Origin of the sequence: Streptomyces sp. FIT100 (genome assembly GCF_024584805.1) — a bacterium.
Lineage (GTDB): Bacteria > Actinomycetota > Actinomycetes > Streptomycetales > Streptomycetaceae > Streptomyces.
In genome coordinates this window covers 3545627-3569286 of the sequence record NZ_CP075715.1, presented here as the reverse complement: position 1 = coordinate 3569286, position 23660 = coordinate 3545627, and the positions used below count along the sequence as shown (strand labels likewise).

At 69.4% G+C, this 23660-nt stretch carries 29 protein-coding genes and 1 tRNA gene; 11 read left to right on the top strand and 19 right to left on the bottom strand.

Annotated features, from left to right (window positions below):
• Positions 1 to 14: 14 nt before the first annotated feature.
• The 9 genes from KK483_RS15785 to KK483_RS15745 form a co-directional block, all read right to left on the bottom strand.
• A complete protein-coding gene (locus tag KK483_RS15785) occupies positions 15 to 203 on the bottom strand; it encodes a hypothetical protein (RefSeq protein WP_262005873.1) in 189 nt (62 codons plus the stop codon).
• Between the two features lie 158 nt (positions 204 to 361).
• Positions 362 to 613 carry a hypothetical protein gene (locus KK483_RS15780; protein WP_262005872.1) on the bottom strand — a complete coding sequence of 84 codons (252 nt, stop codon included), beginning with the start codon at positions 611 to 613 and terminating at the stop codon, positions 362 to 364.
• Positions 614 to 754: 141 nt separating this feature from the next.
• Entirely contained in the window at positions 755 to 3001 is a 2247-nt protein-coding gene (locus KK483_RS15775) for a cell division protein FtsK (protein WP_262005871.1), read from the bottom strand.
• Between the two features lie 87 nt (positions 3002 to 3088).
• On the bottom strand, positions 3089 to 3460 hold the full coding sequence (locus KK483_RS15770) for a hypothetical protein (protein WP_262005870.1): 372 nt from the start codon (positions 3458 to 3460) through the stop codon (positions 3089 to 3091).
• Between the two features lie 79 nt (positions 3461 to 3539).
• A complete protein-coding gene (locus KK483_RS15765; protein WP_262005869.1) occupies positions 3540 to 3926 on the bottom strand; it encodes an RRQRL motif-containing zinc-binding protein in 387 nt (128 codons plus the stop codon).
• A complete protein-coding gene (locus KK483_RS15760; protein ID WP_262005868.1) occupies positions 3926 to 4579 on the bottom strand; it encodes a GGDEF domain-containing protein in 654 nt (217 codons plus the stop codon). The genes KK483_RS15765 and KK483_RS15760 overlap by 1 nt, the downstream gene beginning before the upstream one ends.
• Complete coding sequence (locus KK483_RS15755; protein WP_262005867.1) at positions 4576 to 5541, bottom strand: DUF2637 domain-containing protein; 966 nt, start codon at positions 5539 to 5541, stop codon at positions 4576 to 4578. Before KK483_RS15755 ends, KK483_RS15760 begins: the two co-directional genes overlap by 4 nt.
• The gene (locus KK483_RS15750) at positions 5538 to 5837 is read right to left on the bottom strand and encodes a DUF6303 family protein (protein ID WP_262009526.1); all 300 of its coding nucleotides are present in this window, start codon (positions 5835 to 5837) and stop codon (positions 5538 to 5540) included. Before KK483_RS15750 ends, KK483_RS15755 begins: the two co-directional genes overlap by 4 nt.
• A 23-nt stretch (positions 5838 to 5860) precedes the next feature.
• Positions 5861 to 6160, bottom strand: a complete 300-nt coding sequence (locus tag KK483_RS15745; RefSeq protein ID WP_262005866.1) for a hypothetical protein — start codon at positions 6158 to 6160, stop codon at positions 5861 to 5863.
• A gap of 459 nt (positions 6161 to 6619) precedes the next feature.
• On the opposite strand from KK483_RS15745, the gene KK483_RS15740 reads away from it, so the two are divergent.
• Both KK483_RS15740 and KK483_RS15735 read left to right on the top strand, forming a co-directional pair.
• A complete protein-coding gene (locus KK483_RS15740; RefSeq protein ID WP_262005865.1) occupies positions 6620 to 6955 on the top strand; it encodes a winged helix-turn-helix domain-containing protein in 336 nt (111 codons plus the stop codon).
• Positions 6956 to 7113: 158 nt separating this feature from the next.
• Positions 7114 to 8361, top strand: a complete 1248-nt coding sequence (locus KK483_RS15735; protein ID WP_262005864.1) for an XRE family transcriptional regulator — start codon at positions 7114 to 7116, stop codon at positions 8359 to 8361.
• Positions 8362 to 8372: 11 nt separating this feature from the next.
• Here the strand turns inward: KK483_RS15735 and KK483_RS15730 are convergent, their stop codons facing one another.
• Positions 8373 to 9584, bottom strand: coding sequence for a hypothetical protein (locus tag KK483_RS15730; RefSeq protein WP_262005863.1), 1212 nt, complete (start codon positions 9582 to 9584; stop codon positions 8373 to 8375).
• Positions 9581 to 10063: a DUF4365 domain-containing protein gene (locus KK483_RS15725; RefSeq protein ID WP_262005862.1), complete on the bottom strand. Its 483-nt coding sequence runs from the start codon at positions 10061 to 10063 to the stop codon at positions 9581 to 9583. Before KK483_RS15725 ends, KK483_RS15730 begins: the two co-directional genes overlap by 4 nt.
• 732 nt (positions 10064 to 10795) lie before the next feature.
• On the opposite strand from KK483_RS15725, the gene KK483_RS15720 reads away from it, so the two are divergent.
• Positions 10796 to 10862, top strand: a tRNA-Ser gene (locus KK483_RS15720).
• Positions 10863 to 11432: 570 nt separating this feature from the next.
• On the opposite strand, the gene KK483_RS15715 is transcribed toward KK483_RS15720, so the two are convergent.
• From KK483_RS15715 to KK483_RS15705, 3 genes are all read right to left on the bottom strand, one after another.
• Entirely contained in the window at positions 11433 to 12227 is a 795-nt protein-coding gene (locus KK483_RS15715) for a hypothetical protein (protein ID WP_262005861.1), read from the bottom strand.
• Between the two features lie 132 nt (positions 12228 to 12359).
• The gene (locus KK483_RS15710; protein WP_262005860.1) at positions 12360 to 12644 is read right to left on the bottom strand and encodes a hypothetical protein; all 285 of its coding nucleotides are present in this window, start codon (positions 12642 to 12644) and stop codon (positions 12360 to 12362) included.
• A 203-nt stretch (positions 12645 to 12847) separates the two neighbouring features.
• Positions 12848 to 14251, bottom strand: a complete 1404-nt coding sequence (locus KK483_RS15705) for an FAD-binding oxidoreductase (RefSeq protein ID WP_262005859.1) — start codon at positions 14249 to 14251, stop codon at positions 12848 to 12850.
• A 149-nt stretch (positions 14252 to 14400) separates the two neighbouring features.
• On the opposite strand from KK483_RS15705, the gene KK483_RS15700 reads away from it, so the two are divergent.
• From KK483_RS15700 to KK483_RS15690, 3 genes are read left to right on the top strand one after another with little or no spacing between them, the layout of a single operon-like run.
• Positions 14401 to 15300: an aminoglycoside phosphotransferase family protein gene (locus tag KK483_RS15700; RefSeq protein ID WP_399014158.1), complete on the top strand. Its 900-nt coding sequence runs from the start codon at positions 14401 to 14403 to the stop codon at positions 15298 to 15300.
• 25 nt (positions 15301 to 15325) lie between these two features.
• A complete protein-coding gene (locus KK483_RS15695; protein WP_262005858.1) occupies positions 15326 to 15838 on the top strand; it encodes a GNAT family N-acetyltransferase in 513 nt (170 codons plus the stop codon).
• Between the two features lie 48 nt (positions 15839 to 15886).
• Entirely contained in the window at positions 15887 to 16108 is a 222-nt protein-coding gene (locus tag KK483_RS15690) for a hypothetical protein (RefSeq protein ID WP_262005856.1), read from the top strand.
• Between the two features lie 30 nt (positions 16109 to 16138).
• Here the strand turns inward: KK483_RS15690 and KK483_RS15685 are convergent, their stop codons facing one another.
• Positions 16139 to 17164: a zinc-binding dehydrogenase gene (locus KK483_RS15685; protein WP_262005855.1), complete on the bottom strand. Its 1026-nt coding sequence runs from the start codon at positions 17162 to 17164 to the stop codon at positions 16139 to 16141.
• 192 nt (positions 17165 to 17356) lie between these two features.
• Between KK483_RS15685 and KK483_RS15680 the strand changes: the two genes are divergently transcribed.
• Positions 17357 to 18016 carry a pentapeptide repeat-containing protein gene (locus KK483_RS15680; protein WP_262005854.1) on the top strand — a complete coding sequence of 220 codons (660 nt, stop codon included), beginning with the start codon at positions 17357 to 17359 and terminating at the stop codon, positions 18014 to 18016.
• 89 nt (positions 18017 to 18105) lie between these two features.
• Here the strand turns inward: KK483_RS15680 and KK483_RS15675 are convergent, their stop codons facing one another.
• Together KK483_RS15675 and KK483_RS15670 are read right to left on the bottom strand one after the other, a co-directional pair.
• On the bottom strand, positions 18106 to 18606 hold the full coding sequence (locus KK483_RS15675) for a hypothetical protein (RefSeq protein ID WP_262005853.1): 501 nt from the start codon (positions 18604 to 18606) through the stop codon (positions 18106 to 18108).
• A 48-nt stretch (positions 18607 to 18654) separates the two neighbouring features.
• On the bottom strand, positions 18655 to 19266 hold the full coding sequence (locus KK483_RS15670) for a PadR family transcriptional regulator (RefSeq protein ID WP_262005852.1): 612 nt from the start codon (positions 19264 to 19266) through the stop codon (positions 18655 to 18657).
• A gap of 123 nt (positions 19267 to 19389) precedes the next feature.
• Between KK483_RS15670 and KK483_RS15665 the strand changes: the two genes are divergently transcribed.
• From KK483_RS15665 to KK483_RS15655, 3 genes are read left to right on the top strand one after another with little or no spacing between them, the layout of a single operon-like run.
• Entirely contained in the window at positions 19390 to 19794 is a 405-nt protein-coding gene (locus KK483_RS15665; RefSeq protein WP_262005851.1) for a nuclear transport factor 2 family protein, read from the top strand.
• A complete protein-coding gene (locus KK483_RS15660; RefSeq protein ID WP_262005850.1) occupies positions 19791 to 19988 on the top strand; it encodes a hypothetical protein in 198 nt (65 codons plus the stop codon). The genes KK483_RS15665 and KK483_RS15660 overlap by 4 nt, the downstream gene beginning before the upstream one ends.
• A 32-nt stretch (positions 19989 to 20020) precedes the next feature.
• Positions 20021 to 21430: a M1 family metallopeptidase gene (locus KK483_RS15655; RefSeq protein WP_262005849.1), complete on the top strand. Its 1410-nt coding sequence runs from the start codon at positions 20021 to 20023 to the stop codon at positions 21428 to 21430.
• Positions 21431 to 21576: 146 nt separating this feature from the next.
• On the opposite strand, the gene KK483_RS15650 is transcribed toward KK483_RS15655, so the two are convergent.
• Positions 21577 to 22152 (bottom strand): TerD family protein, encoded by a 576-nt coding sequence (locus tag KK483_RS15650; RefSeq protein WP_262005848.1) that lies wholly within the window; start codon positions 22150 to 22152, stop codon positions 21577 to 21579.
• Between the two features lie 112 nt (positions 22153 to 22264).
• Between KK483_RS15650 and arfB the strand changes: the two genes are divergently transcribed.
• Positions 22265 to 22699: an alternative ribosome rescue aminoacyl-tRNA hydrolase ArfB gene (gene arfB, locus KK483_RS15645; protein ID WP_262009523.1), complete on the top strand. Its 435-nt coding sequence runs from the start codon at positions 22265 to 22267 to the stop codon at positions 22697 to 22699.
• A 196-nt stretch (positions 22700 to 22895) separates the two neighbouring features.
• Here arfB and KK483_RS15640 read toward each other — a convergent pair whose 3' ends face one another.
• Positions 22896 to 23405 carry a flavin reductase family protein gene (locus KK483_RS15640; RefSeq protein ID WP_399014154.1) on the bottom strand — a complete coding sequence of 170 codons (510 nt, stop codon included), beginning with the start codon at positions 23403 to 23405 and terminating at the stop codon, positions 22896 to 22898.
• Positions 23406 to 23660: the final 255 nt, after the last annotated feature.

The following is a 23660-nucleotide window of genomic DNA, read 5'->3' as shown; positions in this document are numbered from 1 at the left end:
CGGAACCTCCCTTGTCAGAGTTGGCCGATGGCGTTGATGACGGCGGTGGCGAGTTCGTTGATGGGCCCGGAGGCGCCGGTGGAGGCGAGGAAGAACCCGAACCCGGCGGCGGTGAACGCGGAGCCGTAGCCGAGGGAGTTGGAGCGCAGGAGGAAGAACAGGACGAGCCCGAACAGGGCGACGAGCGAGACGGTGACGACCACGACGGGAAACTCCTTTGACGGCAGGTTGAGATGGCTGGATGCTGCTCGGGCCTCAGGTGCTCGCAAGCTTGGGGACATGGACCGGTGATTGCGCTGGCGAGCCCTTGCCCTAGGTGAGTCCGTCACGAGACGGGTGATCACCGGTCCCACGACATTGCTCAGCGAGTGCCGTCGCGGTGGATGCGCGCGGCGACGTTGAAGAGGTGGCGGCCGACGCGTATGCGCTTGCCGGTCGCGCGGCAGCGGCGGCAGTCCTTGCCGCGCTTCATGCGGCCCTTGCGGTCGGTCTTCATGGCGAAGCCCCAGCCGCGGCACTTGCGGCAGGGGCCGAACGGCACGGCCACACACAGCCCGCCGTAACAGAACGTGATGGCGAGCAGGCAGGCGATAGCGAACAGGGCAGGGGTCACGTGAGGCCCTCCCAGGCGGGTTTCCGGGGTTTTCGCAGGTGGGCCGCTATGCGCTAGCGGCCTGATCAGATGGGGTGTGGGCCGCTATCGGGGCTGCTATCGATAGCAGGGCATCCCGCTATCGATAGCAGCCGATCTAGCTCAGCCCGCGTCCCGATCGCGGTTACGCTCCGCTACCGCGTTGGCGATGTCGGCGCGCTTGATTCCGCGCTTGTTGGTGAACTTGCTGTCGATGCGGCGCCCGACCTGCCCGACGCTGATGCCGTAGGGCTTGAGTACGGCGGTCAGGTGCGCGGTCTGCTCCTCACCCGACATCTGCGCCCACTCCCCGTACACCTCGGGCCGCAGCTCCGCGAGGCGTTCGACGACGGTCTCGTTCCACACCTTGGCTTCCTTCTCGGGGATGACCGCGAGAACGTCCGCCAGCAGCGTGGACGACGCCGTGGTGTCCGGTTCGAAGACCTCGCCCAGGGCGTGGCCGGAGAGGGTGCCGGCCGCTTCACGTGTCCTACGGGCGCGCAGGGCGATGCGTTCGGCGGTCGGGGCGTCGACGTAGACGCTGCGGATGATCCGGGCGTCGGAGCCGTCGCCGACGAAGTAGGCGATGCCCTTGTCGGCCCAGGCGAACATGGTCGCGCGAACGCCGCGCTTGTGGGCGCCGGTGCCCAGCACCATGTCGTTGGCGGTGTGGTCCATGACCTTCATGCACAGCCGCACGCCGGCGTTGGCGCTGATGCCGGTGGGCAGCGACTTCGCGTCCGGTCGCTGGGTGGCGAGCAGGAGCACGATGCCGGTGGCCGGTCCGCGCTTGACCAGGTCGGTGCAGATCGCCTCGAACTCCTTGCCGTACTCGGGGTGCTCGAACCACACCTGGCATTCGTCCACGCAGATGATGATGGGGTGCAGGCCAAGGCTCGGCTTGGAGGCGAGTTCGCTGGTCACCTTGGACTCCGGGCAGATGTCCCGGGGCAGGGAGCGGATCACCTTTGCGCGGCGGCGGAGTTCCTCGCGGATCTCCCGCATGTCGGCGATGGCGTACTCGATGTCCTCGTCCTCCTCACCGGCCCGGTGGCGGTGGGCGACCGCTTCACCGACGGGGTCGAGGTCGCCGGTGCCCTTGAGGTCGTAGGTGTGCAGCTCCGCTCGCGGGTCGAGCGCGGCGATCAGGGCGAACAGGCGCAGCAGGAACGTCTTGCCCATGCGCGGGATCGCGCCGATGATCCCCGCGATGTACATGAACGTCAGGCCCACCCACCGTCCGCGCTGGTCGGTGGAGAAGTCGACCGGCTTGAACAAGTCCACGCTGCCTGCCTTGAGCAGCGGCCATGCGGGCTGCTTGGCCTTGTTCATGTCCTGATCGCCGACCCACAGCACCAGATGGCCGGTGTGCTCATCCGGCACCGCCTCCGGCCACACACAGCCCAGCGGGCGGCGCAATCCAGAGGCGAGGCGGTCACGGCGCTCGATGATGTCGGTCACCGTCACGCCGTAGGGGAGGTTGCCCTCGGCCCGCCAGCCGGGCCCGTCCCGGGTGATCGGGGCCGTGAACTCGAACCCCTCCTTCCCCTTGGACTGCGCCTGATTGATCGCCGGAATGCCGAGCGCTCCGAGGGCCCGCAGCACGATGTCACTGGTCAGCTTCATCGCCTTCGGCAGCTCCACCGCCCGGTGAATCACCGGAGCATCGGCCTGCCGGCCGTTGAACCCGAGCGCCATCAACACGGCCCCGACGGAGAGAGCCTGAAGCCAGCCCGGGGCGAGCACGTAGATGGCGAGCGCCGCTCCCAGCCCGACGAACATGGACAACACCGTCACCAGAGTGCGCAGCCGGACCCGTCCATCGCGCTGCCGGGACAGCTTCAGGTAGTCGGCAGCATCCTCGCGCCGCACCGCGGCGAGCCGGACGGGCTCGCCTTCGCGGTCGGCGACCCACCGCATCGCCCCGCCGATGAACCGCGCCGCCCCCGCCGGGGCCTGAAACGTGAGCCGCACCGCATACACCGGGGAGCGCAGCACGTGATACCCGACCGCATGCGCGTAGTGCCGCGCCACCCAGGACGCGGCAGTCTTCAGCTCTGCCGTCGACAGCAGCCACACCGGGACCACATCCCTGCGGCGGGCGCCCATCAGCCGACCCAGGTACCCCGGACCAGCAGCCGCCGGGGTCGGCTGGTCGACCATCACCGTCACCGACGGATCGCCCGACGGCTCCGGGATCGAGTCGGCCGACGCGTCGGGGGTTGGGTCGGGTGCGAGGTCGGCCGACCCGGTACGGGCCGACCGTGCCTTGTCGAGGTCGACCACGTCGGCGCCCGAGTCGGGCGACGGGTCGGCGGCCATGTCGGCTTCGAGTCGGTTGAAGAAGTCGTGTTCATCGTCGTGATTCACTGAGTGTTCCTCCCTGGGAACGGGTTGGAGAGGGGCTCGACCGTGTGCTGTGGAAGGTGGGCGGTCGGGCCCTGCGGTGTGTGGAAGTCACCTGCGGCGGACCTTGCGGCCGGTCTCGTACTCGTAGATGTCGCAGAGATCGGCGAACGTGAGGGACCCGATACGGCTCTGAGCGGAGCCGGGCCTGACCTGCTCCGGGGTTCCCTCTTTGAAGGTCCAGCCGTCAACGACGAACTTGCCGCCGCGCTTCTCGATCTTGCCGACCTTCTCGACCTTCGAGCGGAGTCGCTGTACCCGTGCGGAGCCAGCGATGGGGTGGTTCGCCTCCCACCGCTCAGCCCTGCTGTCGCGCGTTGAGGCAGCGGGAGTGTTGTGCTGCGGGAGCGGGCGCGCCTGACGGGCGGCGTACTTCTGCTCTTCGGTCTGCATGCGGTCGAACTTCCGGCTGAACAGGCCCATCACGGGCCTCCTTTCGAACGGGAGGGAGAGAACGGGCCCGGCCGTGTGCTGTGGAAGGTGGGCGTCCGGGCCCGCTTGGTCAGGCAGCGCGCTGTTCGTCGGGGTAGGCGCAGGTGACGCAGGTGCCGAGCGTGGGCGGGATGACGTATCCGGCATCCATCCGGCAGGCCGGGCAGGTGCGGCGGGCGAGCATCGCAAGGGCGAGTGCGCCCCACTTGCGCGAGGTCATCGGCCGGACCGGTTTGGCCCGATCGATGCAGTAGAGGTGGGCGACCATGACCCCGCCCTTGCGGCGGGATGAACGGCGCATCAACTGCGCGGCGACCGGCTGACCGCCAGGGCGTAAGCCGCGGGCGCGGAGCTGGCGGCGGGTGGCGTAGCCGTCGGGGGCGAGCCGCCAGGGGTAGGTGGGGATCCCATACATCGCGCCGGTCGGGTCGTAGCACTTGCCGAACACAGGAGACATCAGGCGACCATCCCCACGTCCGGCGGGGCGGTGCGGGCGCCCCGTCGTCCGGAGCGTCGCCCGGCAACGGTGGCAAACAGGCGGCCGAGCCCAGCCCGGCGGATGCCGGCACGGCCCTGCTTGGCCGCGTACATGGCCTCATCTGCCCGACCCAGCAGCGAGGACAGATCCTCGCCGGGGAAGTCCCCGGCCCGCACCCAGCCCAAAGAGACCGTGGTGCGCACGGCCGGGGGCTGTCCGTCGACGGGCCGGGCAAGGACGCCATGGAGTACGGCGAGCAGATCGCCCACAGTGCCCTGGGTGTCGATGACGACGGCAGCGAACTCATCACCACCGAGCCGCCCCACCACACCATCGGTGCCGACGTAGTGAGCCAGGCGCGCCGCGGTCGCCTGAAGGAGCGCGTCCCCTGCTGCGTGGCCGTGAGTGTCGTTGATGTGCTTGAACTTGTCGACGTCCGCGAGGACCACCACCGCCCGCGGATCCTTCAACAGGACTGTGGCGCGGCGGGTGAAGCCCTCGCGCGTTCGCAGCCCGGTGAGCGGGTCACGGCGGGCGGTGTGCAGATTCCGCCGCATCCACCGGGCATGCGTGGCCCATCCGGCCACGAGCGGACCGGCCACAGCGAGAGCGGTTAAGAGAGTGCTGCTCATGCCGCCGCCCCCTCGAACTCGACAGGACGCGCGGCCTGAGCCCGCTCCGCCAGCAGCGTGTCCCGCACGGTGCGGGAGTTGGCTGCCGAGCAGCGCAGCGTGGTCCGGATCTTCTCCGCGTTGATTTCGGCATCGGACCAGTCCGTTGCGGCCTCCCGCGCCGCCGCCAGCAGCTCCGCCGCCGACCGTGTGGCCTTCGCCTTCGGGCTTGTCTTCCGGTTGCGGCGCGGCTTGGGCGCCTCATCCTTCGGTGCCTCGGGCTCGGGCTGGGGTTCCGGGGCCGGGTCAGCCTCGATCGCGGCAGGTGCGAAGTCCCCCAGCTTGAGCAGTACCCGGGTGCGGTGCGGCGTGTGCTTGCGCCACCGGCGCCCGTACACCTCGCGCAACTCAGCGCGGGCAAGCTGCCGTTCCTTCTCCCGGGCGAGGGCTTCGGTGTAGGAGGTGAGCTCCCACAGCGTCATGCGCCGCCAGAGGGCGAAGGTGGAGGGGAAGGCGAGCAGCCACCGGGTGAAACGGATCTTGTCCATGCGTCGGCCGGTCGCGGCGCCGATACGGACGGCGTAGATGTGGGCGCCGATCTCGGAGAACACCACCCACAGCAGCGGCATCGTCCCGTGAGCCACCTTCGCCCACACACCATGCCCGGCCGCGACGTTCAGCCCGCAGGTCACCAGCGTCAGCGCCCAGGGCACGAACCGCACCCAGGCAAGGGCCATGTCCATCCGGATCAGCAGCAGATTGGCCACCGTGAACACCGGAATCGCTACATCGATACCGACCGGCAGCATCCACGGCGAGCTGAACCCCCACCGTGCCGCAGCCTCCGACACAGCGTCGAAGGAGGAGATCAGACCGAGCGCGCCGACACCGGCCGCGGCGAGCGCGCCGACACCGGCAAGGCCCATCTCGGGATTCGTGAGCGGCGGCACCGTCGGCCGCTCCGTGCTCGTCACGGTCGTCATGACGCACCCCCGCCCAGGGGGCGAATCTGCGCGGCGGCGGTCACAGCCACGCGGACCGGGTGCGGGTGGTACTCCGGCCCGGTGTCCTCGGTCCACTCCCACTCCGCACCATCCGCGACGACGTAGCCGAGCGAGGCCAGGGCTTCCGCCCGCTGCTCGATACTCGGGATCTCAACCGACGTGGACCAGGTGAATACGGGCCACTTACTCACCAACCCGGGCACGACCACGAACAACTGCCAGCACGGGCCAGCCGTCCGGGCCGGAGCTGTCGTCCCGCAGCAGCGCAAGCTCATCTGTGCCCGCAGTACCCGCCCGCTCATGCCGCCACCGCCTTGCCGCGGCGCGGACGACGCCGGACCACCGGGCGGCGGACCAGCGGGGTGACGTTGAACAGCTCCGGCGCGAACGCCTCGATCGCCTCCGCGGCGACGCGGGACACGTCGTCCGGAAGGCTCGGGTTGTCGGCGAGGATGTCCCGCGCCGCGTCCAGACGAGCGGCCCGCTCCTCCTCGCTCTCCCCCTCCACACCCAGCCACAACTCAACCGGGGTGCCCAGGGCGAGCTCAACAAACTCTGTGGCCGTAACAGCCACATGACCAGCAACGATGGCCTTCATGGGTCGTGCTCCTCTCAGACAGGAACGGCCCGAACAGCGGCCCCGGTGTTTGCCCACCGGGGCCGCGCGCCGTTGGAGACGGGATCCGGCTCCCCTCAGCGCTGCTCGTACGAGACGAGCAGCGGAGGCAACCGGCCGCGGCAGACTGCCGCGAAGTGGTCGGAAGCGCGCGAGCTCTCCCCGCGCCGGCCGCCTTTTCGGAGGAGGCGGCCACCTCGTCACGCTGTTGAGTTCTCAAGGAGCAATCGGCGTGGGGCCCGCGGCGCGCGACCGAAGCCGCCTTCCGACCGCCGCAAAGGGCGGTCATACGGACAATCCCAAGCCATTCGTGCAGGTCAAGCGCTTGCCAACCCGGGAATCGGGCGGGCCGCTCATTGACTAGCGTGCACTAGTTTGCTGTGGTGCACAAGTCTTGTGCGGTGATGCGCTCTAGTTCGCTGTGGTGGGTACGCTCAGAGCATGACTGTCACAGGTGGACCCAAGCCGAAAGCGGCGCAGGTCTCGGACGCGCTCCGCGACGACATCAAGAAGATGAAGCCGGGGGACAAACTCCCCTCGCAGCGAGAGTTGATGGACCGGTTCGGGTTTGCGAGCCAGACCATCCAAAACGGCTTGGCAGCACTCCGCGCCGAGGGATTGATCGTCTCGGCCGGGAACCTCGGCAACTTCGTCAGCGACGGGTCGACCCCCACCAGCGACGTGCGTGACGACATCAAGGAAATCCGCTCCCAGATTCAGGCGTTGGCTGAACGGGTCACAGTGCTCGAAGAGCGCTCCGCCCCAGGTGGTGCGTGATCTGCAACCAGCATGCGGGGAACGGGAGTTGATGCGTAAGTGACAGCAAGGGGACGGCGAAGCGGAGGTAGGGACATGTCCGGTGACACCCCGCTGTCCCCTTCCCTGTCCCCCCGGGTCGCGAGGGAGACTCGGAGTAGGCACTCGGAGGAGGGCGCATGACCGACGACAGGCCCGCATGGGCGCGGCGCATCGCTGCCGAACGGATGGCGCGCGACTGGTCCCAGCGGGAGGCGGTCCGAGCACTGCGGGCGCACGCTCCCACTGAGCTGCCCGCGGAAGACAGCATGATTCGCCAGTGGAAGCGCTGGGAGTCAGGCCAAATGCCGAACGACTTCTACCAACCGATCATCGCGGCCCTCTTCGGCACCGTGACGCACGCGCTCTTCCCGGCGCCCTCACGGCGGGACGGAGACAGGGAGATCCTCGCGGCGTCCGGCATGGAGACGCTGGAGATCGTGAGCCGCCTCAACCGGTCCGACGTCGACAACTCCACCCTCGATGCTCTGCGGATCACAGCAGACCGGCTCTCCTCGGAGTACCCGTTCATGCCGAGCGAACAGCTCCTCATCGAGGGGCGGCAGTGGCTCCGCCGCGTCGTCGACCTCCACAAGAAGAGCCTCACGCTCGCGCAGCATCGCGAGGTTCTCGCGCTGTCCGGTTGGCTCGCGCTACTGGTCGGCTGTGTCGAGTACGACACGGGCGCCCGTCACGCGGCTGAGTCGACGCGCCAGGCGGCGCTCTCGCTCGCGACCGAGGCTGACCATGCAGAGGTCGCGGGGTGGGCGCACGAGATGCGGGCATGGTTCGCCCTCACGACCGGCGACTACCGCGGCGTCATCGCAGCGGCGCAGGCCGGAGCTGATAGGGCTTCGCATCATGGCGTGGCTGTGCAGCTCGCTGCCCAGGAAGCCAAGGCATGGGCGCGGCTCGGGGACCGCCGGCAAGTCGAAGTTGCCTTGGACAAGGGGCGGCGAATGCTCGAAGGGATGCCGTACCCCGAGAACCTGGACAACCACTTCGTGGTGGACCCTGCCAAGTTCGACTTCTACGCGATGGACTGCTACCGCCTGGTCGGCGAAGACAAACTTGCGCGCACGCTCGCCGAAGAGGTGCTGAGGGCGGGAACAGACTTCGACGGCACCGAGCGCTCGCCGATGCGCAACGCGGAAGCGCGGGTCACGCTGGGAGTCACGGCGGCGCGTGAGGGCGACTTGGAGCAGGCACTCACCATGGGGGATCGCGCTCTCGAAGGGGACCGGCAGTCGGTGCCCTCACTGATCATGACCAGCCGGGAACTAGCTGCCGAGATGCGGCGCCGGTACAGCTCCGAGCCAGCGGCGCAGGACTACCTTGCGCGACTTCACGCGCTCGCGGAACAGAAACCTGGATTCCTTCCCCGATAAGCGAAAACCTCTCAGAATAGGCCCTCTTGCTCCCCAGACTCAACCGTTTCACCGGGACCTTCCGGCCTAATTTGCACAAGCTCCAAAATCTCCGGGTCATATAGCCAGAAAAAGTGGCCCTCTACTTCTTGGCGCCCGCGGATTCTGAGAGCCAGATTGTTCCTGTGTGCATCAACCGCCAGGTCATAGTCCTCAACCTTGAGTCGCACGCGCATCTTCTTGGCTCTAGACCCGCCGAAAACATCAAGGCGTACCACTCCAGGCTCCCCCGGCTTTGGACGCTCCAGTTGCGTGACTGCCCCGAGCACTGTGACATACTCGGCAGCCGCAGTGGCCGCAAAAATGTTACCGGCGGTCTCTAGGGCTGAGTAGTCGGAGGGGAAGAATTCCAACCTGTGCCGTTGTGCTGGTTCTCCGCGGAGTAGGTCTTCGGCCGAGTTAAGCTCTACCTCGATCTCCGCCCCCTCAGAGTCCCTAATGAGAGCACGCACCGCCTGCGTTAGTTCGTAACAGAAACCGCGCCTGACGTTTTCAACGAAACCGTGCGTGGACCCAGATGCGTTGAAGTGATCTACAGATTCTCGGGCAGCCGAGAGGGCATCCACCATGCCCAGCGTGATTTCCCGACCCGTATGACGCCCCATCAAAGGCATCGTTTCTCCGGGATTCACCTTCCGCTCCGTATACACCTCTTCTGGGGGCACATAGGCGGTGATTACGTAGCTGCCCACCTCAGTCTGCCCCATGAGAACGGAGTCAAGGAAGGATTTAGCAAGAAAATAGTTCGCGTTACCGAAATAGGCAACCTTCGACTTCCGCGTCTTAGCTCCTACCACCATGGACTTCTGCGCGCCAGCATGCAGGTCTTCGCCAGCAGTCCAAGGGATGGTCCCCCTTCGACTTTGCGTCTCCTTGTGGAACTTCACTTCGTCGCCAAGAGAATGCAGCGTGGCAGCACGTTCCAAAAGAGAACGAATGCTTCCGCCACCCATCTTCCAGGCTTGTGCAACTGCTTGACTCAGTAGCTCAAAATAGTCATCTGTCTCCGCATCTTGAGGAAGGAGAACACCTCTTACCCGCTCGCCACTTTCCGAGATGGGACGCCAACGGCTATACAGATTCGCCTGCCCCCCGTATTTCTGCCACCCGTTGTTCTGGAGCGCGAGAGCTAATTGCTGGTCAGTGAGGTGGCGTGCGATTTCCTTAAAGTCTGGAGTGTTCACGGCCTACCTCCCTTCCCTATGCGCTCCATAATCTCACAAAGCGCCTTATCGTCAAATATTCGAGCGGTCGGCACCCTGACGGATGTGTACTTTTCTCCTGACGGTTCCTCGCCAGTAACGCTGCGCCAGTAAGCACAGTGACGAAGCTTAAATATATCGTGAGTGGCCTCGACCCAGGCCGCGATATCTTCGGGTATGATCATCGCCACCAAAATGCGATGGACAATCACCTTCTGACGCGCGAGAAGCTTGAGCCGATCATTCGATAAGTTGACGGATACAAATCCGTTAGCCGGGTTAGGCCCAGAGGTCCAAGTGCTCTTGAGCTGTATCTTCAGATCAATCTGACAGTCCGCCTCATGCAGGTCAGACGCATGGGTTATTACCCAGTCAATCCCGTCATCAGGGTCAGGCTTCGCCATGGTGCAACCTGCTGCCGCAGCCACCGCTCTCAGGTAACTGTCCTGGAGCATCTCCATGCGCTGCTGCTTGGGCAGGTCCCCCCTCAGAGGCGCGGCCGGCAGCGCCCCGCCAACATCGATCATGCATCCCCCAAATGCCCTATCGCGTAGATCACATGCTAAGGCGGAGGCAGGTCGAGCGGTAGGGCAACGACCTCCCCTCATGACTCCTCGTTCGGCAAGGATCACTAATCGTGTACGACCGGATGGCGCCACGTCTGGTCGACCACGTCGCCCGGTGCGGCGCCGCTGCTCTCCGTCGTCGAGCGGGCCCGTCCGTGGCGATGTCGCTGCCCCTGCCAGACCTGAACAGCCAGTTCAGGGCCCGGCGCCCCAGTGGTGTGGGGTTGCCGCAGCTTCGACCCCGGGGGGCCAAACGGCACGAACGACCAGTGACGTTCGCGGACGTCCATGGACGGTAACCACCAGCGGCACCACGGCGGGCAACGCAGTTGGAGAGGTCAGGCACCCTGCCAATCGCGTTCGGGACGAAGAGGTCGTGGTCTCAACGGTGGTCTCATTGACCGCCCGTTCCAGGGTGATCCGCTGATGTTTACGGAAGTCTGGCAACCCATCTGACCAGGCGCGTAAGTACCACGCTGGACACCCGTGGACACTCCCGGACCAAGATCGGACAACTCGTAATGCGCGGGCCTGACGGCAACGTCTGACGGCAACGTGGGTGCACTTAGCGGTACTCGGAGGGACAGCCCGACACTGTGCTAGCTAGTGCGGGCGGGCAACGCCCTAGCCCGAGAGTCGGCGGCCGGATCTTGTAAAGCGGGGGTCGTCGGTTCGAACCCGACAGGGGGCTCCAGGGCGAAGACCCCCAACCGATCGTGGTTGGGGGTCTTCGGCATCTATGGGTGACATCAACGACAGTGGTCATTCACGGTCAGGCCGCCGTTTCAGCGGCCGGTCCTACGTGGCGTGCGTCTCCGGCAGCGGTGAGGAGCGTCGCGGAGCCGGATCGGCCGGACGCCGACCGTCTCGCTGACACGGACGAGGGAGCGGTGGACGTTGCAGGGCTCGATCGGCCCGATTCGCTACTCAGCGTAAGGGGCCATGATCTCTCGCCCCATGGCAGCTCCAGCGCCAGCCGCAACCCCGGCAACCGCACCATCCGTTAGCGTCCCTGTGGGCCCTCGACCGGTATGGACGTCGCTGACCGATCCGGCTGGAGCCACGGATCAGAAGGTTCCCCGTGCCACAACCGCGCCAGATAGGGCGAGGGCTCACGGGGAACTGCGGTTGCCACCGGGGGCGCAGCCGGCAGAAGCCGAAGTCGGCATCCCGCAGGCCAGGCCCCAACTCGCCCCACCAGGCTCCTGAAGCGGGGGTACACGAGGCCGATGTCGTCTGAGCTGCGAGACATCGACAGGTCTGGTCATGGGGCAAGCCTGAGGAACTTCCCGCTGTACGGGTACGACCATGGGCTGTGGTCCCCGGCTTGGATACGGTCGATCGCGATCAACGCGTCCGCCGCGGTCTTACAGCGCGGGTGGTGCGTGGCGAAGGTGGTGATGCGGGCGCGCTGGGTGGGCAGCCAGGCAGCGATCGCCTGAGGGTCGCCGTCGTACCACCAAGAGAGCTGGAGGTCCTCCCAGAGAAGGTCGGTCGCCCAGCCGAAGGCGATGCGAACGAGGCCGGCGTCCGCCGCGGGGCCGGAGAGCCCGGCGATGTGCTCCAGCCACGGTTCCAGATCACCCGTTGCGTGGGCGATTCCTTCCAGGAGGTCGGTGATATCCCCAGCAGGTCGGCCATCAACCAGGGCGAGGGCCAGTAGCGCTCGGAAAGCCTGCTCCACCACGGCCCGTTCGGGCGCGGGCCAGTCGACAAACCTGGCGCCGAACTGGCCGAGATGACCGAGTTCCAGGGATCGATCGGTGTCATTGCCCTCGGGCCCCCAATAGCGCAGCGCACGGGGCATGAGGCGGCGCCACAGGACGGGATACTGGTCCGCGTCCCAGTGGTTGACGACTTCGCGCATGAAATGCCCGAGGAGATCGTCTGGTACGGCAGCAGGATCGCCACCGAGAATGTGCAGCTCCGACTCCGGGGTGCAGTAGGTGCAACCCCCCACCGGGCGGTCGAGGTCGGGAGGTGATGCGAAGACCCGGTCAGCTTCGCCGAGGGCGTGCAGCCACATTGCGTACGGATCGAGGTCAAGAGGATCGGACATAGTACGACCTGCCGCGGGGACTCCGCACAGGGGGAGCCTGGCGAAGAGCGTGACCCTACCACTTGGGTATCCAGGGACCGACCGACCGTAGCCATGTGCCAGGTGCACTCCAGATCGTGCGGTCATTCACGGTCAGTCGGGGCGCGGGAAGGCGGCGCAAGCACCCGACGGCAGTTCAGCACCGCTGTGGGTCTGCTGACCCGGCATGACCGCTTCGAGGCCGGCGCCAAGATCGACGTCGATGAGGTCGGGGAACGCGACGCCGGCCCAGAAAGCTTCCGGCGTGGGGTGGAGGCATAGGCGACTGGCCAGCCAGACGGTCGGGGCCAGACCGTGTGTGCCGACGACGAGGGTCTGGCACCGCGCGGCGGCGATGCGCGCGTGGTGGGATACGGCCGCGTCGAAGCGAGCCACCACCTGCGCGTGTGGCTCCCAGCTCTGTTCTGCTGGAGTCCGCCGACGTATGCGCGTGCCTGAAGGCGGTAGTCGTCGGACCAGCGAGGGGGGTCGCCGTACCTCCCGAAAGCCCGGCTCCGTGGCCACTTCACGACCCCCAGACAGCTGACAGGGGACAGGGGACACTCCACCGCCCAGGGCAGTGCCGCGTTGCCGGGGCCCTGTCAGTGGCGGCCGGAGATCTTGTCCGCGAGGGTCGCCAGGCGGTCGGTGTGGGTGGTGCGGGCGGTGAGTTCGCGGCGGTCGGCGGTGCGGTAGGCCGCGTAGAGGGTGTGGACGCCGAGCCAGCGGAGGGGTTCGGGTTCCCATTTGCGGACCTTGTGGTTGACCCAGGGCAGGGCGGTGAGGTCGGTGGGGCCCGACTGGCCGGAGTCCTGCTGGACGAGGTCGCGCAGGGTGCGGGCGGCGAGGTTGGCGGTGGCGACGCCGGAGCCGACGTAGCCGCCGGCCCAGCCGAGGCCGGTGGAGCGGTCGAGGGTGACGGTGGCACACCAGTCGCGGGGGACGCCGAGGACGCCGGACCAGGCGTGGTCGATGCGGACGCCGGCGAGTTGGGGGAAGAAACGGGTGAGGACGGCGCGCAGGGCGTCGATGGTGGCGGGCTGGGTGCGTCCCGCGTTCTCGGTGGTGGCGGCACGTGAGCCGTAGCGGTAGGGGACGCCCCGGCCGCCGAGCGCGATGCGGTCGTCGGCGGTGCGCTGGGCGTACATGTAGGCGTGGGCCATGTCGCCGAGGGTTTCGCGGCCTTGCCAGCCGATCCTGTCCCAGGCGTCCGCGGGGAGCGGCTCGGTGGCGATCATGGACGAGTTCATGGGGAGCCAGGTGCGGCGGTGGTGTGCGAGGGATGCGGTGAAGCCCTCGGTGCAGCGCAGGACGTAGGGGGCGCGGACGGTGCCGTAGGGGGTGACCGCGTGTTTGGGCCTGATCTCGGTCACCGGCGTGGACTCGTGGATCGTCACGCCGAGCGCTTCGACGGCTGCCGCGAGGCCCTTGACCAGCTTGACCGGGTGGAGGCGCGCGCCGTGCGGGGTCCAGCTGGAGCCGACGGCTCCGGCGATGCGGATGCGGTCGGCGGTCTCGCGGGCGCCGTAGAGTTCGCGGTCCTTCTCGCCGAAGGCGATCTCGACGGCGTGGAAGTTCCTGAGCCGGCTGAGCTGGGCCGGGGTGTGGGCGACTTCGAGGACGCCGCCCTGGTGGATGTCGGCGTCGATGTGCTCGTCGTCGGCGGCGCGGATGACTTCGGTGACCGTGTCGTTCATGGCCTTCTGGAGGCGTACGGCGGCGTCGTGGCCGTGCAGCCGGGCGTAGCGGTCGCGGCCGGCGATGCCGTTGTAGAGCCAGCCGCCGTTGCGGCCGGAGGCGCCGTATCCGCAGAACGCGGCTTCCAGGACGGTGATGTTGAGGAAGGGGACGGCCTTCTTGAGGTAGTACGCCGTCCACAGTCCGGTGTATCCGCCGCCGACGATGCAGACGTCGGCGGACGCGTCGCCCGGCAGGGGCTCTCTGGGGGCGGGGATGCCGGCGTCCGCGTACCAGAAGGAGATGCCGCCGTTGATCGTGCTCGTCATGGGGGTGTTCGTACACCGGTGGCGGTTGGGCTGTCCAGGCGGGCCCGTGCCGCTGCGCCCGTGACGCTGCGTCCGTGCGCTACTCCTGTGCCGCTGCGCCTGTGCTCGTACGCCCCGTGCTCGGACGCCCGTGCTCGTACGCTGTGGCTGTGACGGTGATCGAGATTCCGGACGGGTTGGTGGCGTCGCAGCTCCGGCACAACGGCGAGGCGGGCCGGGCGTTCGTCGAGGCGCTTCCCGGGCGGGCCGCGGAGTTCCTGGGGCGGTGGGGGCTGCGGGTGACCGGGCCGTCGATGTACGGCGTGGCGTCGCTGGTGCTGCCGGTGGTGCGGGCGGCGGACGGGACGCGCGCGGTGCTGAAGTTGCAGCTCGTGGACGCGGAGACCGAGGGCGAGTGGCTGGCGCTGCGGACCTGGGCCGGCGACGGGGCCGTACGGCTGCTGGACCATGACGCGGACACCGGGACGCTGCTGCTGGAACGGCTGGACGAGGGGCGGCATCTGTCGGCCGTGGCGGACGACCGTGCGGCGGTCGGGATCCTTGCGGAGCTGCTGGCCCGGCTGTCGGCGGTGCCCGCGCCGGCGGGCGGGCTGCGAAGGCTCGGGGACACGGCGGCGGCGATGCTCGACGCGTCGCCGGGCCTGGTGGGGCGGCTGGCGGACGGGGACGAGCGGGCGCTGCTGAGGGACTGCGCGGCGGCGGTGCGTGAGGTGGCGGAGGAGCCGGGGGACCGGCTGCTGCACTGGGATCTGCACTACGGCAACGTTCTGGCCGCCGAGCGTGAGCCGTGGCTCGCGATCGACCCGAAGCCGCTGGCCGGCGATCCGGGGTTCGAGCTGTATCCCGCGCTGTGGAACCGCTTCGACCCGGACGCGGTGCGGTGGCGCTTCGATGCGCTGGCCGATGCGCTGGTGGCGACCGATCGTGAGCGGGCGCGGGCCTGGACGCTGGGGCGGGTGCTGCAGAACGCCCTGTGGGACGTACGGGGCGGAGCGGTGCGGCTGCGGGAGGAGCAGGTGTCCATCGCCCGGAATCTGCTGGCGCGCTGAGCGTGGGTGGGGGCAGGGTGCGTTCATGATTCGTGATGCCGCAATTGACGATGTCCCCGTGATCCACGCGATGGTCCGTGAGCTCGCCGCGTACGAGAAGGCCCCGCACGAGGCGCGGGCGACCGAGGAGCAGTTGCGTGAGGCGCTGTTCGGGGAGCGGCCGGCGGCCTTTGCGCACATCGCGGAGACGGACGACGGCGAGATCGCCGGTTTCGCGCTGTGGTTCCTGAACTTCTCGACGTGGCGCGGGGTGCACGGGATCTACCTGGAGGATCTGTACGTACGGCCGCGGCTGCGGGGCGGCGGGCACGGGAAGGCGCTGCTGGCGGAGCTGGCGCGGATCTGCGTGGCACGCGGCTACGAGCGGCTGGAGTGGTCCGTCCTGGACTGGAACGCCCCGTCGATCGCCTTCTACGAGGCGCTGGGAGCGCGTCCGCAGGACGAGTGGACGGTGTACCGGCTGACGGACGGGGCGCTCACAGCGCTGGGCGTCCGGGGCGGGGCGGCTTCCGGGTGCGGGGCGGGCGGGGCTGTGTGACCCTGGCCGCGGGAGCGGGGGGTGCCGCGCTCACGAGGGAGAACGGTCATGGACCAGCTCGGAGACAGGCCGGAGAGGATCCGCAAGCGGCTCGAGGAGGAGAAGCGCGAAGCCGCCGGGGAGCACGGCGAGCCGCGCGGGGACTCGCGCGGGGACTCGCGGGAGGCGGCGGGGGACGAGGCCTACGAGGACGCCTCGGACGAGTCGCTGGGGGACTTGGGGGACGTGTACCGGAACGAGACGTACCGGGGGGAACCGGAGCGAGGGTGACGGCCCGGCTCTCCCCCCGGGGCCGGGGGCCTACGGCTCCAGGACCACCTTGCCGACCGTGCCGCGGGTCTCCAGTGCGCGGTGGGCCGCGGCCGCCTCGGCGAGGGGGAAGCGCTGGACGGCCGGGCGGAGGCGGCCTGCGGCGGCTTCGGCGAGCGCGCGGAGTTCCAGGGCGCGCAGGCCGCCGGCCCTGTCGAGCATGGCGGGGCCGAGGACGCTCTCGGAGGTGATGCCGCGGGCCGTCAGCTCCTCGTCGGTGAAGCTGAGCGGGGAGCCGCCGTTGATGCCCTCGCTGGACCAGCCGAAGACGATGTGCTGCCCGCCCTTGCCGAGGAGGTCGACGGCGGCACGGGCGGCGGCTCCGCCGACCGAGTCGAAGACGACGGTGGCGTGGCGGTCGCCGAGGTACGCGCGGACGTGCTCGGGCCAGTCGGGGAGCGTGTAGTCGACGGCGAGGTCGGCGCCGTTCGCGGTCGCGTGGGCGGTCTTCGCGGGGCCGCCGGCGAGGCCGATGACGGTGGCGCCCGCGTTCTTGGCGTACTGGACGAGGAGGGTGCCGATGCCGCCGGCCGCGGCGGGGACGACGGCGACGGAGCCGGGGCCGAGGTCGGTGAACTGGAGGATGCCCAGGGCGGTGCGGCCCGTGCCGATCATGGCGACGGCGGTGGACTCGTCGAGGGTGTCGGGGAGTTCGTGGAGCCGGTCGGCGTCGGTGACGGTGAGTTCGGCGTAACCGCCCGGGACCATGCCGATGTGGGCGACGACGCGCCTGCCGAGCCAGGCCGGGTCACTGCCCTCGCCGAGGCGGTCCACGGTGCCGGCGACCTCGCGGCCGGGGATGGTGGGCAGTTCGACGGCGGCGGCGTTGGGGCCTGAGGCTCCCCCACGGCCTACGGCGTGGAAGGCACCCCCTTCGCGCAGGGCAGCGTCGAGGAGGTGCACGCCGGCCGCGGCGACGGCGATACGGACCTGGCCGGGGCCGGGTTCGGGGTCGGCGACGGTCTCGTACGTGAGGTTCTCGGCGGGGCCGAAGGCGTGCAGGCGGATGGCGTGCATCGGGTGCTCCCTTGTGCTGGGCGGCGTACGGCCGGGTGGCCGGTGTGTCGCGTGGCGCGTGCGTTGCGTGCCGGGTGTGCCGGGTGGTGTACGGCCGGGCGGCGTGGTGAGCCCACTCTTCAACCTCGACCAAGGTTGAGGTCAAGGTCGGGAGTTCGGGGCGTTGTCAGTGGTGTGCGCCACGATGGGTGCATGGCGGGAAAGACGAGAAGCGCGCGGCGGGCGGAGGTGCGGCTGCCGCCCCTGCGGCCGTACGAGGGCGCCCTGGAGCCGGACGGGGACTACGACGGACTTGAGCTGTCCGGGCTGGATCTGGCCGGCCAGGCGGGGGCGGGGGCGCGGTTCCTGGACTGCGCGCTGCGCGAGTGCGGCCTGGACGAGACGTCGTTGACAGGAGCGCGCTTCATCGACTCGGTGCTGGCGGGGGTGCGAGGTGTGGGGACGGACCTCGCGGGGGCGTCGTTGCGGGATGTGGAGGTCGTGGACGCGCGGATGGGCGGAGTGCAGCTGCACGGAGCGGTGCTGGAGAGGGTCGTGGTGCGGGGAGGGAAGATCGACTACTTGAATCTGCGCAGCGCCCGGCTGACGGACGTGGTCTTCGAGGGGTGCGTCCTGTCCGAGCCCGACTTCGGCGGGGCGGAGCTGGTGCGGGTGGAGTTCCGGGACTGCGCGCTGCGGCGGGTGGACTTCAGCGGCGCCCGGATGCGGGACGTGGACCTGCGGCGGGCGGGCGGCGAGCTGGACATCGCCCGGGGGGTGGAGCGGCTTGCGGGGGCGGTGATCAGCACGGCCCAACTGATGGATCTGGCCCCGGTGTTCGCGGCGCAGATCGGCGTCCGCGTCGAGGACTGACCGCGAGGACCGCTCACGGTCGGCGCATGGTCTGCATTGTCTGCATGGTCTGCGCGAGGTCCGGGGGCCGAGATCCGGGGTCCGGGGGCCTAGGGGACGCGGGGGAAGCGGGCCTGGAGGTCCCAGACGACGGGGTTGTCGGCCAGGCCCTCGTGCATGTCGGTGAGGTCGGCGACCAGGTCGTGCAGGAAGTCGCGGGCCTCGCGGCGTAGTTCGGTGTGGCCGAAGGTGAGCGGCGGCTCGTCTCCCGGCATCCAGTCGGCCTCGACCTCGACCCAGCCGAAGCGTCGCTCGAAGAGCATGCGGTCGGTCGACTCCGTGAAGTCGAGCTCGGCGTACTGCGGCTGCGCGGCCCGGCTGCCGAGCGGGTCGCGGTCGAGCCGCTCCACGATGTCGCACAGCGCCCAGGCGAAGTCGAGCACCGGCACCCATCCCCAGGCTGTGGACACCTCGCGGTCCGCCTTGGTGTCCGCGAGGTAGACGTCGCCGCAGAAGAGGTCGTGCCGCAGGGCGTGGACGTCCGCGTGGCGGTAGTCGGTCTGCGGGGGGTCCGGGAAGCGGCGGGAGAGGGAGTAGCCGATGTCGAGCACGGGTCGATGGTGTCACGTCGTACGGTGCGCGCCGCCCGCCCTCGGGGCTCAGGGCAGCTGCCCGGCCCCGCTGTCCCGGGTGGCCCCGCTGCCCGTGCCGTCCCGCGCGGCCCCGCGCCGCTCCATGATCTCCAGAACGCGCTCGCACCAGCGCACGTTCTCCTGCTCGAACATGCGGCCGCGCATCAGCGTCAGATAGGGACCGATCCGGTCGGCGTCGGCCAGGTGCTGCTCCTCGGAGCGGCCGTCCAGCAGCACGTCGCGCAGCCGCTCGTAGCCGGCGAGCTTGGCGCGGGCCCATTCCAGGCGCTCCGCGACGAGCGTGCGGGCGGTGTCCGGGTCGGCCTGGTCGACGGCCTGGACCTTGACCAGCAGCTCGTCGCGGATCGTGGTGGGCCGGGGCGGAGTCTCGGTGAAGGTGCGCAGCTCCTTCCGGCCCGCCTCGGTGAGCCGGAAGATCCGCTTGTTGGGGCGGCGCTCCTGCTGGACCACGCGCGCGGCGACCAGACCTTCGCCGGCCAGCCGGTCGAGCTCCCGGTACAGCTGCTGCGGTGTCGCGGACCAGAAGTTCGCCACCGACACGTCGAAGACCTTGGCCAGGTCGTAGCCCGACGCCTCGCCCTCCAGGAGGGCCGCCAGGATCGCGTACTTGAGGGACACCTGGACACGCTAGCACCGCAGTGATTAATCTCCATCGCACCTACTCAACAAAGTGACTATCAGGTCAGGGCCCGGCCGGTCGGTCGGCCATCCGTGTCCCGCACTCCGTAGGAGGCACCGGTCATGCACCCGTTCCGCAAAGCCGTCGAGGCCGGCGACCACGACGCCATCCCCGCGCTTCTCGCCGAGAACGTCGTCTTCACCAGCCCCGTCGTCTTCCGCCCGTACCACGGCAGGGCGATCACCACCGCGATCCTGGACGCCGTCGTCCGCGTCTTCGAGGACTTCCGCTACGTGCGCGAGATCACCGGAGCCGACGGCCGCGACCACGCGCTCGTCTTCACCGCCCGCGTCGGCGACCGCGAGATCAACGGCTGCGACTTCCTCCACACCGACGAGAACGGCCTCATCGACGACTTCATGGTCATGGTCCGCCCCCTCTCCGCAGCCCAGGCGCTCTCCCAGGCCATGGCGGCCCAGTTCGAACGGATCAGCGCGGAGGCCGAGCGGCGGACGGACGAATCGTGACCGGCCTCGACGCCTCCGTCGTCGACCGGGCCGGGCAGGGCCGTACTCACGGCAGCGGCCGCTGCTCCTCGGGCGCTCCCAGCGGCGAGCTCGACGGGAAGTACGCGCGGGCGGGCGTCACCGCGCCCGGCCGCTGGCGCCTCCTCGCCGCTGGCACCGGTCCGGCGGGCGGAGGCCCGGTCCGCCCCGGATGAAGAGCGGACATTCCGTGCATAGGATCACCTGTGTGGACCAGCGATCCTTTCTGCGCACCCTGGCGCCCGCCGCGGCCCTGCTGACGCTCGTGGCGGGCGCGGGGTGCACGGCCGGGACCGCCCACGGGGTCCACGGCACCCCCGGAGCCGCCGGCCTGCGCGATCCGTACTTCCCCAAGCTCGGCAACGGCGGCTACGACGTCCAGCACTATGCCCTCACCCTCGACTACGACCCGAGGACGGGCAGGCTCCACGGCACCGCCGAGATCACGGCCCGCGCCACCCAGGGCCTCAGCGCCTTCAACCTCGACCTCCACGGGCTGACCGTCGCCGGCGCGACGGTCGACGGAGCCCCCGCCGCCGTCAACCGCGCCGGCGAGGAACTGACCCTCCGGCCGCACGACGACCTGCACAGGGGCGACACGTTCCGCGCCGTCGTCCGCTACTCCGGCTCCCCGCGCACCATCACCAACCGGGGCGGCGCGGAGGAGGGCTGGCTGAAAACCGCGGACGGTGCGCTCGCGCTCGGCCAGCCGACGGGCTCCATGGCGTGGTTCCCGGGCAACCACCACCCCAGCGACAAGGCGTCGTACGACATCACGGTCACTGTTCCCAAGGGCCTGACCGCCCTCTCCAACGGGGAACTGCGGTCCCAGCGCCCCACCCCCGACGGGCGTGGCACGACCTTCGCCTGGCACACCGCGCAGCCCATGGCCAGTTACGTCACGACCGTCGCCATCGGCGCGTACGAGATCACGAGGTCCCGCCCGGACGCCGAGGGCGTGCCCGTCCACTCCGCCGCCGACCGGACCGTCGCCGAGCGCAGCGGCCCGCTGCTGGCCCGTATCCCCGAGCTCATGGAGTGGGCCGAGGAGAAATTCGGCCCGTACCCCTTCTCCTCCACCGGCGCGATCGTCGAGCGCACCGGCGACGCCGGTTACGCCCTGGAGACCCAGAACCGGCCGGTCCTCACGGAGGATTCCTTCACCCCTCCGATCCTCGTCCACGAACTCGCCCACCAGTGGTACGGCGACTCGGTCACCCCCGAGACATGGCAGGACATGTGGCTCAACGAGGGCTTCGCGACCTACGCGGAGTGGCTGTACGCCGAGGACTTCGAGGACACCCCGGCCCAGGAGAGCTTCGAGGAGGCGTTCGACATCGACTGGTTCTGGGAGTTCCCGCCCGCCGAGCCGCCGAACGCGGAGCAGGTGTCGGACCCGCCTGTGTACTACCGCGGTGCGATGGTCCTCCACAAACTGCGTCAGGCCGTCGGCGACGAGAAGTTCTTCGCCATCCTGAAGGGCTGGCCGCAGGCCCACCGTCATGGCAACGCCTCCACCGACGACTTCGTCGCGTACGTGGAGAAGGCGTCCGGCAAGGACCTCACCGGGCTGTGGGACGTCTGGCTGTACGGCGAGGACAGGCCGGACGAGCCGTAGGGGCGTGTCCCGCGGGCATGCCGAGGGCCCCGGCCGGAAAGCGGCCGGGGCCCCTGCGCCCGGAAACGCCGGAAACGCCGGAAGGGCGTGTCGGCGGACGCGGCGCACGCGCCAGACGGCGTGTCAGACGAGTGTCAGACAGCGTGTCAGACGTTGACGCCGAAGTCCTGGGCGATGCCGACCAGGCCCGAGGCGTACCCCTGGCCGACCGCGCGGAACTTCCACTCGGCGCCGTTGCGGTACAGCTCGCCGAAGACCATGGCGGTCTCGGTGGCGGCGTCCTCGCTCAGGTCGTAGCGGGCGATCTCGGCACCGCCGGCCTGGTTGACGATGCGGATGTACGCGTTGCGCACCTGGCCGAAGTTCTGCGAGCGGCTCTCCGCCTCGTAGATGGAGACCGGGAAGACGATCTTCTCGACGTCGGCCGGCAGGCCCGCCAGGTTGACGTTGATCTGCTCGTCGTCGCCTGCGCCCTCACCCGAGCGGTTGTCACCGGTGTGGACGATGGTCTGGTCGGGCGTCGACTTGTTGTTGAAGAAGACGAAGTGGCCGTCCGAGACGACCTTCCCGCCGGGGTTGACCGCGATGGCCGAGGCGTCGAGGTCGAAGTCGGTGCCGGTGGTCGTACGGACGTCCCAGCCGAGGCCCACCGTGACGGCGGTCAGGCCCGGTGCCTCCTTGGTGAGCGAGACGTTGCCACCCTTGGACAGGCTTACAGCCATGGGGAGGTCCCTTTCCTGGTCGAGTGCTGTCACCCTCCCTAACGCGGACAGGGCGCAGAAGGGTTCCGCACGGCGTGAAAAGAAGGTGACGCGGGCCGCCGGGGCCGGGACGATAGGACACATGTCCGGGCCCTATCCCATCCGCGGCTCCGTCTCCCTGCCGGAGGCCGAGCTCATCTGGCGTTTCTCGCGCTCGTCGGGCCCGGGCGGCCAGCACGTCAACACGAGCGACTCCCAGGTGGAGCTCCGCTTCGACCTCGCCGCGACGGAGTCGCTGCCCCCGGTGTGGAAGGCCCGCGCTCTGGAGCGGCTGGCGTCCCGGCTCGTCGGTGGTGTGATCTCCGTACGGGCGTCGGACCACCGCTCCCAGTGGCGCAACCGCGAAACGGCGGCGGTCCGCCTGGCGGCTCTGCTCGCCGAGGCGACGGCGCCGCCGCCGCGCCCGCGGCGCCCCACGAAGATCCCCCGGGGTATCAACGAGCGCCGTCTCCGCGAGAAGAAGCACCGCGCGGAGACCAAGCGCGGCCGCAGCGCGCGGGATTGGTGACGCGGACGTTCCGCCTCCCCCTCCAGCCCCGACCCGCCTCCAGCCCCGACCCGCCTCCAGCCCCGACCCGCCTCCAGCCCTGGCCCGGCTTCAGCCCCGGCCCGGCCCGCCTCCGGCCCCGGCCCGGCCCGCCTCCGGCCCCGGCTTCAGACAACGGCTCCAGCTCCGGCCCCCGCGCGGTGGGGGCTCGTCCCCGTCACCCCAAGTGGCGGTAGCGGCCGCGGAAGTACGTCAGCGGACCGCCGTCGGCGCTCGGCAGGCCCACCGCCAGGACGCGGCCGATCACCAGGGTGTGGTCCCCCGCCTCCACCCGGCGCTCCGTGCGGCACTCCATGACCGCCAGGGCGCCGCCCACCAGGGGCGCCCCGCACACCTCGCCGCGGGTGTAGGCGATGTCCTCGAACAGGAGGCGGTCGCTGATACGGCCCTTCATCGCGAAGCGGCCCGCGATGTGCCGCTGGCTCTCGGCGAGCACCGACACGCCCCACAGCGGCTGCTCCGCCAGCAGGTCGTCCATCCGGGAGCCGTTGCGCAGGCTCACGAGCACCAGCGGCGGGTCCAGCGAGACCGACATGAACGCCGTCGCCGTCATGCCCACATCGTCTCCGAGCGGACCGTCCTCGCTCAGTGCGGGCTCATGCGCCGTCACCAGCACCACGCCCGCCGCCAAGCGGGACAGGGCGGCACGGAACTCGTCGTTGCTCACCCCCTCAGGATGGGGGATGGCCTCGGCACGGGGGGCTGGTGTCGTCGGGAGCACGACAGGAACGCTAACGCCGGCCGCGCCCGTGCCACATCGGACCAGAGGACCACGCAGGTCCTAGGACCCTGCTCGGGCCTCTTTGGACCGCCTCGGACCACACCCGCTCAGGCGCCGGAAATTTGCGTTCAAGAAGCGGCGAGGGCGCGTCCGCCCTCACAGCTGACCCTTCATCACCTGATGTGACTTGAGTCACAGAGG

Bases quoted from the DNA above. Each gene is read 5' to 3' on its own strand.
- KK483_RS15740 (WP_262005865.1), top strand. From the start codon at position 6,620: ATGACTGTCACAGGTGGACCCAAGCCGAAAGCGGCGCAGGTCTCGGAC.
- KK483_RS15725 (WP_262005862.1), bottom strand. From the start codon at position 10,063: ATGGAGATGCTCCAGGACAGTTACCTGAGAGCGGTGGCTGCGGCAGCA.
- KK483_RS15735 (WP_262005864.1), top strand. From the start codon at position 7,114: ATGACCGACGACAGGCCCGCATGGGCGCGGCGCATCGCTGCCGAACGG.
- KK483_RS15715 (WP_262005861.1), bottom strand. From the start codon at position 12,227: ATGTCCGATCCTCTTGACCTCGATCCGTACGCAATGTGGCTGCACGCC.
- KK483_RS15750 (WP_262009526.1), bottom strand. From the start codon at position 5,837: ATGAGCTTGCGCTGCTGCGGGACGACAGCTCCGGCCCGGACGGCTGGC.
- KK483_RS15690 (WP_262005856.1), top strand. From the start codon at position 15,887: ATGGACCAGCTCGGAGACAGGCCGGAGAGGATCCGCAAGCGGCTCGAG.
- KK483_RS15695 (WP_262005858.1), top strand. From the start codon at position 15,326: ATGATTCGTGATGCCGCAATTGACGATGTCCCCGTGATCCACGCGATG.
- KK483_RS15765 (WP_262005869.1), bottom strand. From the start codon at position 3,926: ATGTCTCCTGTGTTCGGCAAGTGCTACGACCCGACCGGCGCGATGTAT.
- KK483_RS15685 (WP_262005855.1), bottom strand. From the start codon at position 17,164: ATGCACGCCATCCGCCTGCACGCCTTCGGCCCCGCCGAGAACCTCACG.
- KK483_RS15680 (WP_262005854.1), top strand. From the start codon at position 17,357: ATGGCGGGAAAGACGAGAAGCGCGCGGCGGGCGGAGGTGCGGCTGCCG.
- KK483_RS15650 (WP_262005848.1), bottom strand. From the start codon at position 22,152: ATGGCTGTAAGCCTGTCCAAGGGTGGCAACGTCTCGCTCACCAAGGAG.
- KK483_RS15755 (WP_262005867.1), bottom strand. From the start codon at position 5,541: ATGACGACCGTGACGAGCACGGAGCGGCCGACGGTGCCGCCGCTCACG.
- KK483_RS15760 (WP_262005868.1), bottom strand. From the start codon at position 4,579: ATGAGCAGCACTCTCTTAACCGCTCTCGCTGTGGCCGGTCCGCTCGTG.
- KK483_RS15770 (WP_262005870.1), bottom strand. From the start codon at position 3,460: ATGGGCCTGTTCAGCCGGAAGTTCGACCGCATGCAGACCGAAGAGCAG.
- KK483_RS15745 (WP_262005866.1), bottom strand. From the start codon at position 6,160: ATGAAGGCCATCGTTGCTGGTCATGTGGCTGTTACGGCCACAGAGTTT.
- KK483_RS15665 (WP_262005851.1), top strand. From the start codon at position 19,390: ATGCACCCGTTCCGCAAAGCCGTCGAGGCCGGCGACCACGACGCCATC.
- KK483_RS15705 (WP_262005859.1), bottom strand. From the start codon at position 14,251: ATGACGAGCACGATCAACGGCGGCATCTCCTTCTGGTACGCGGACGCC.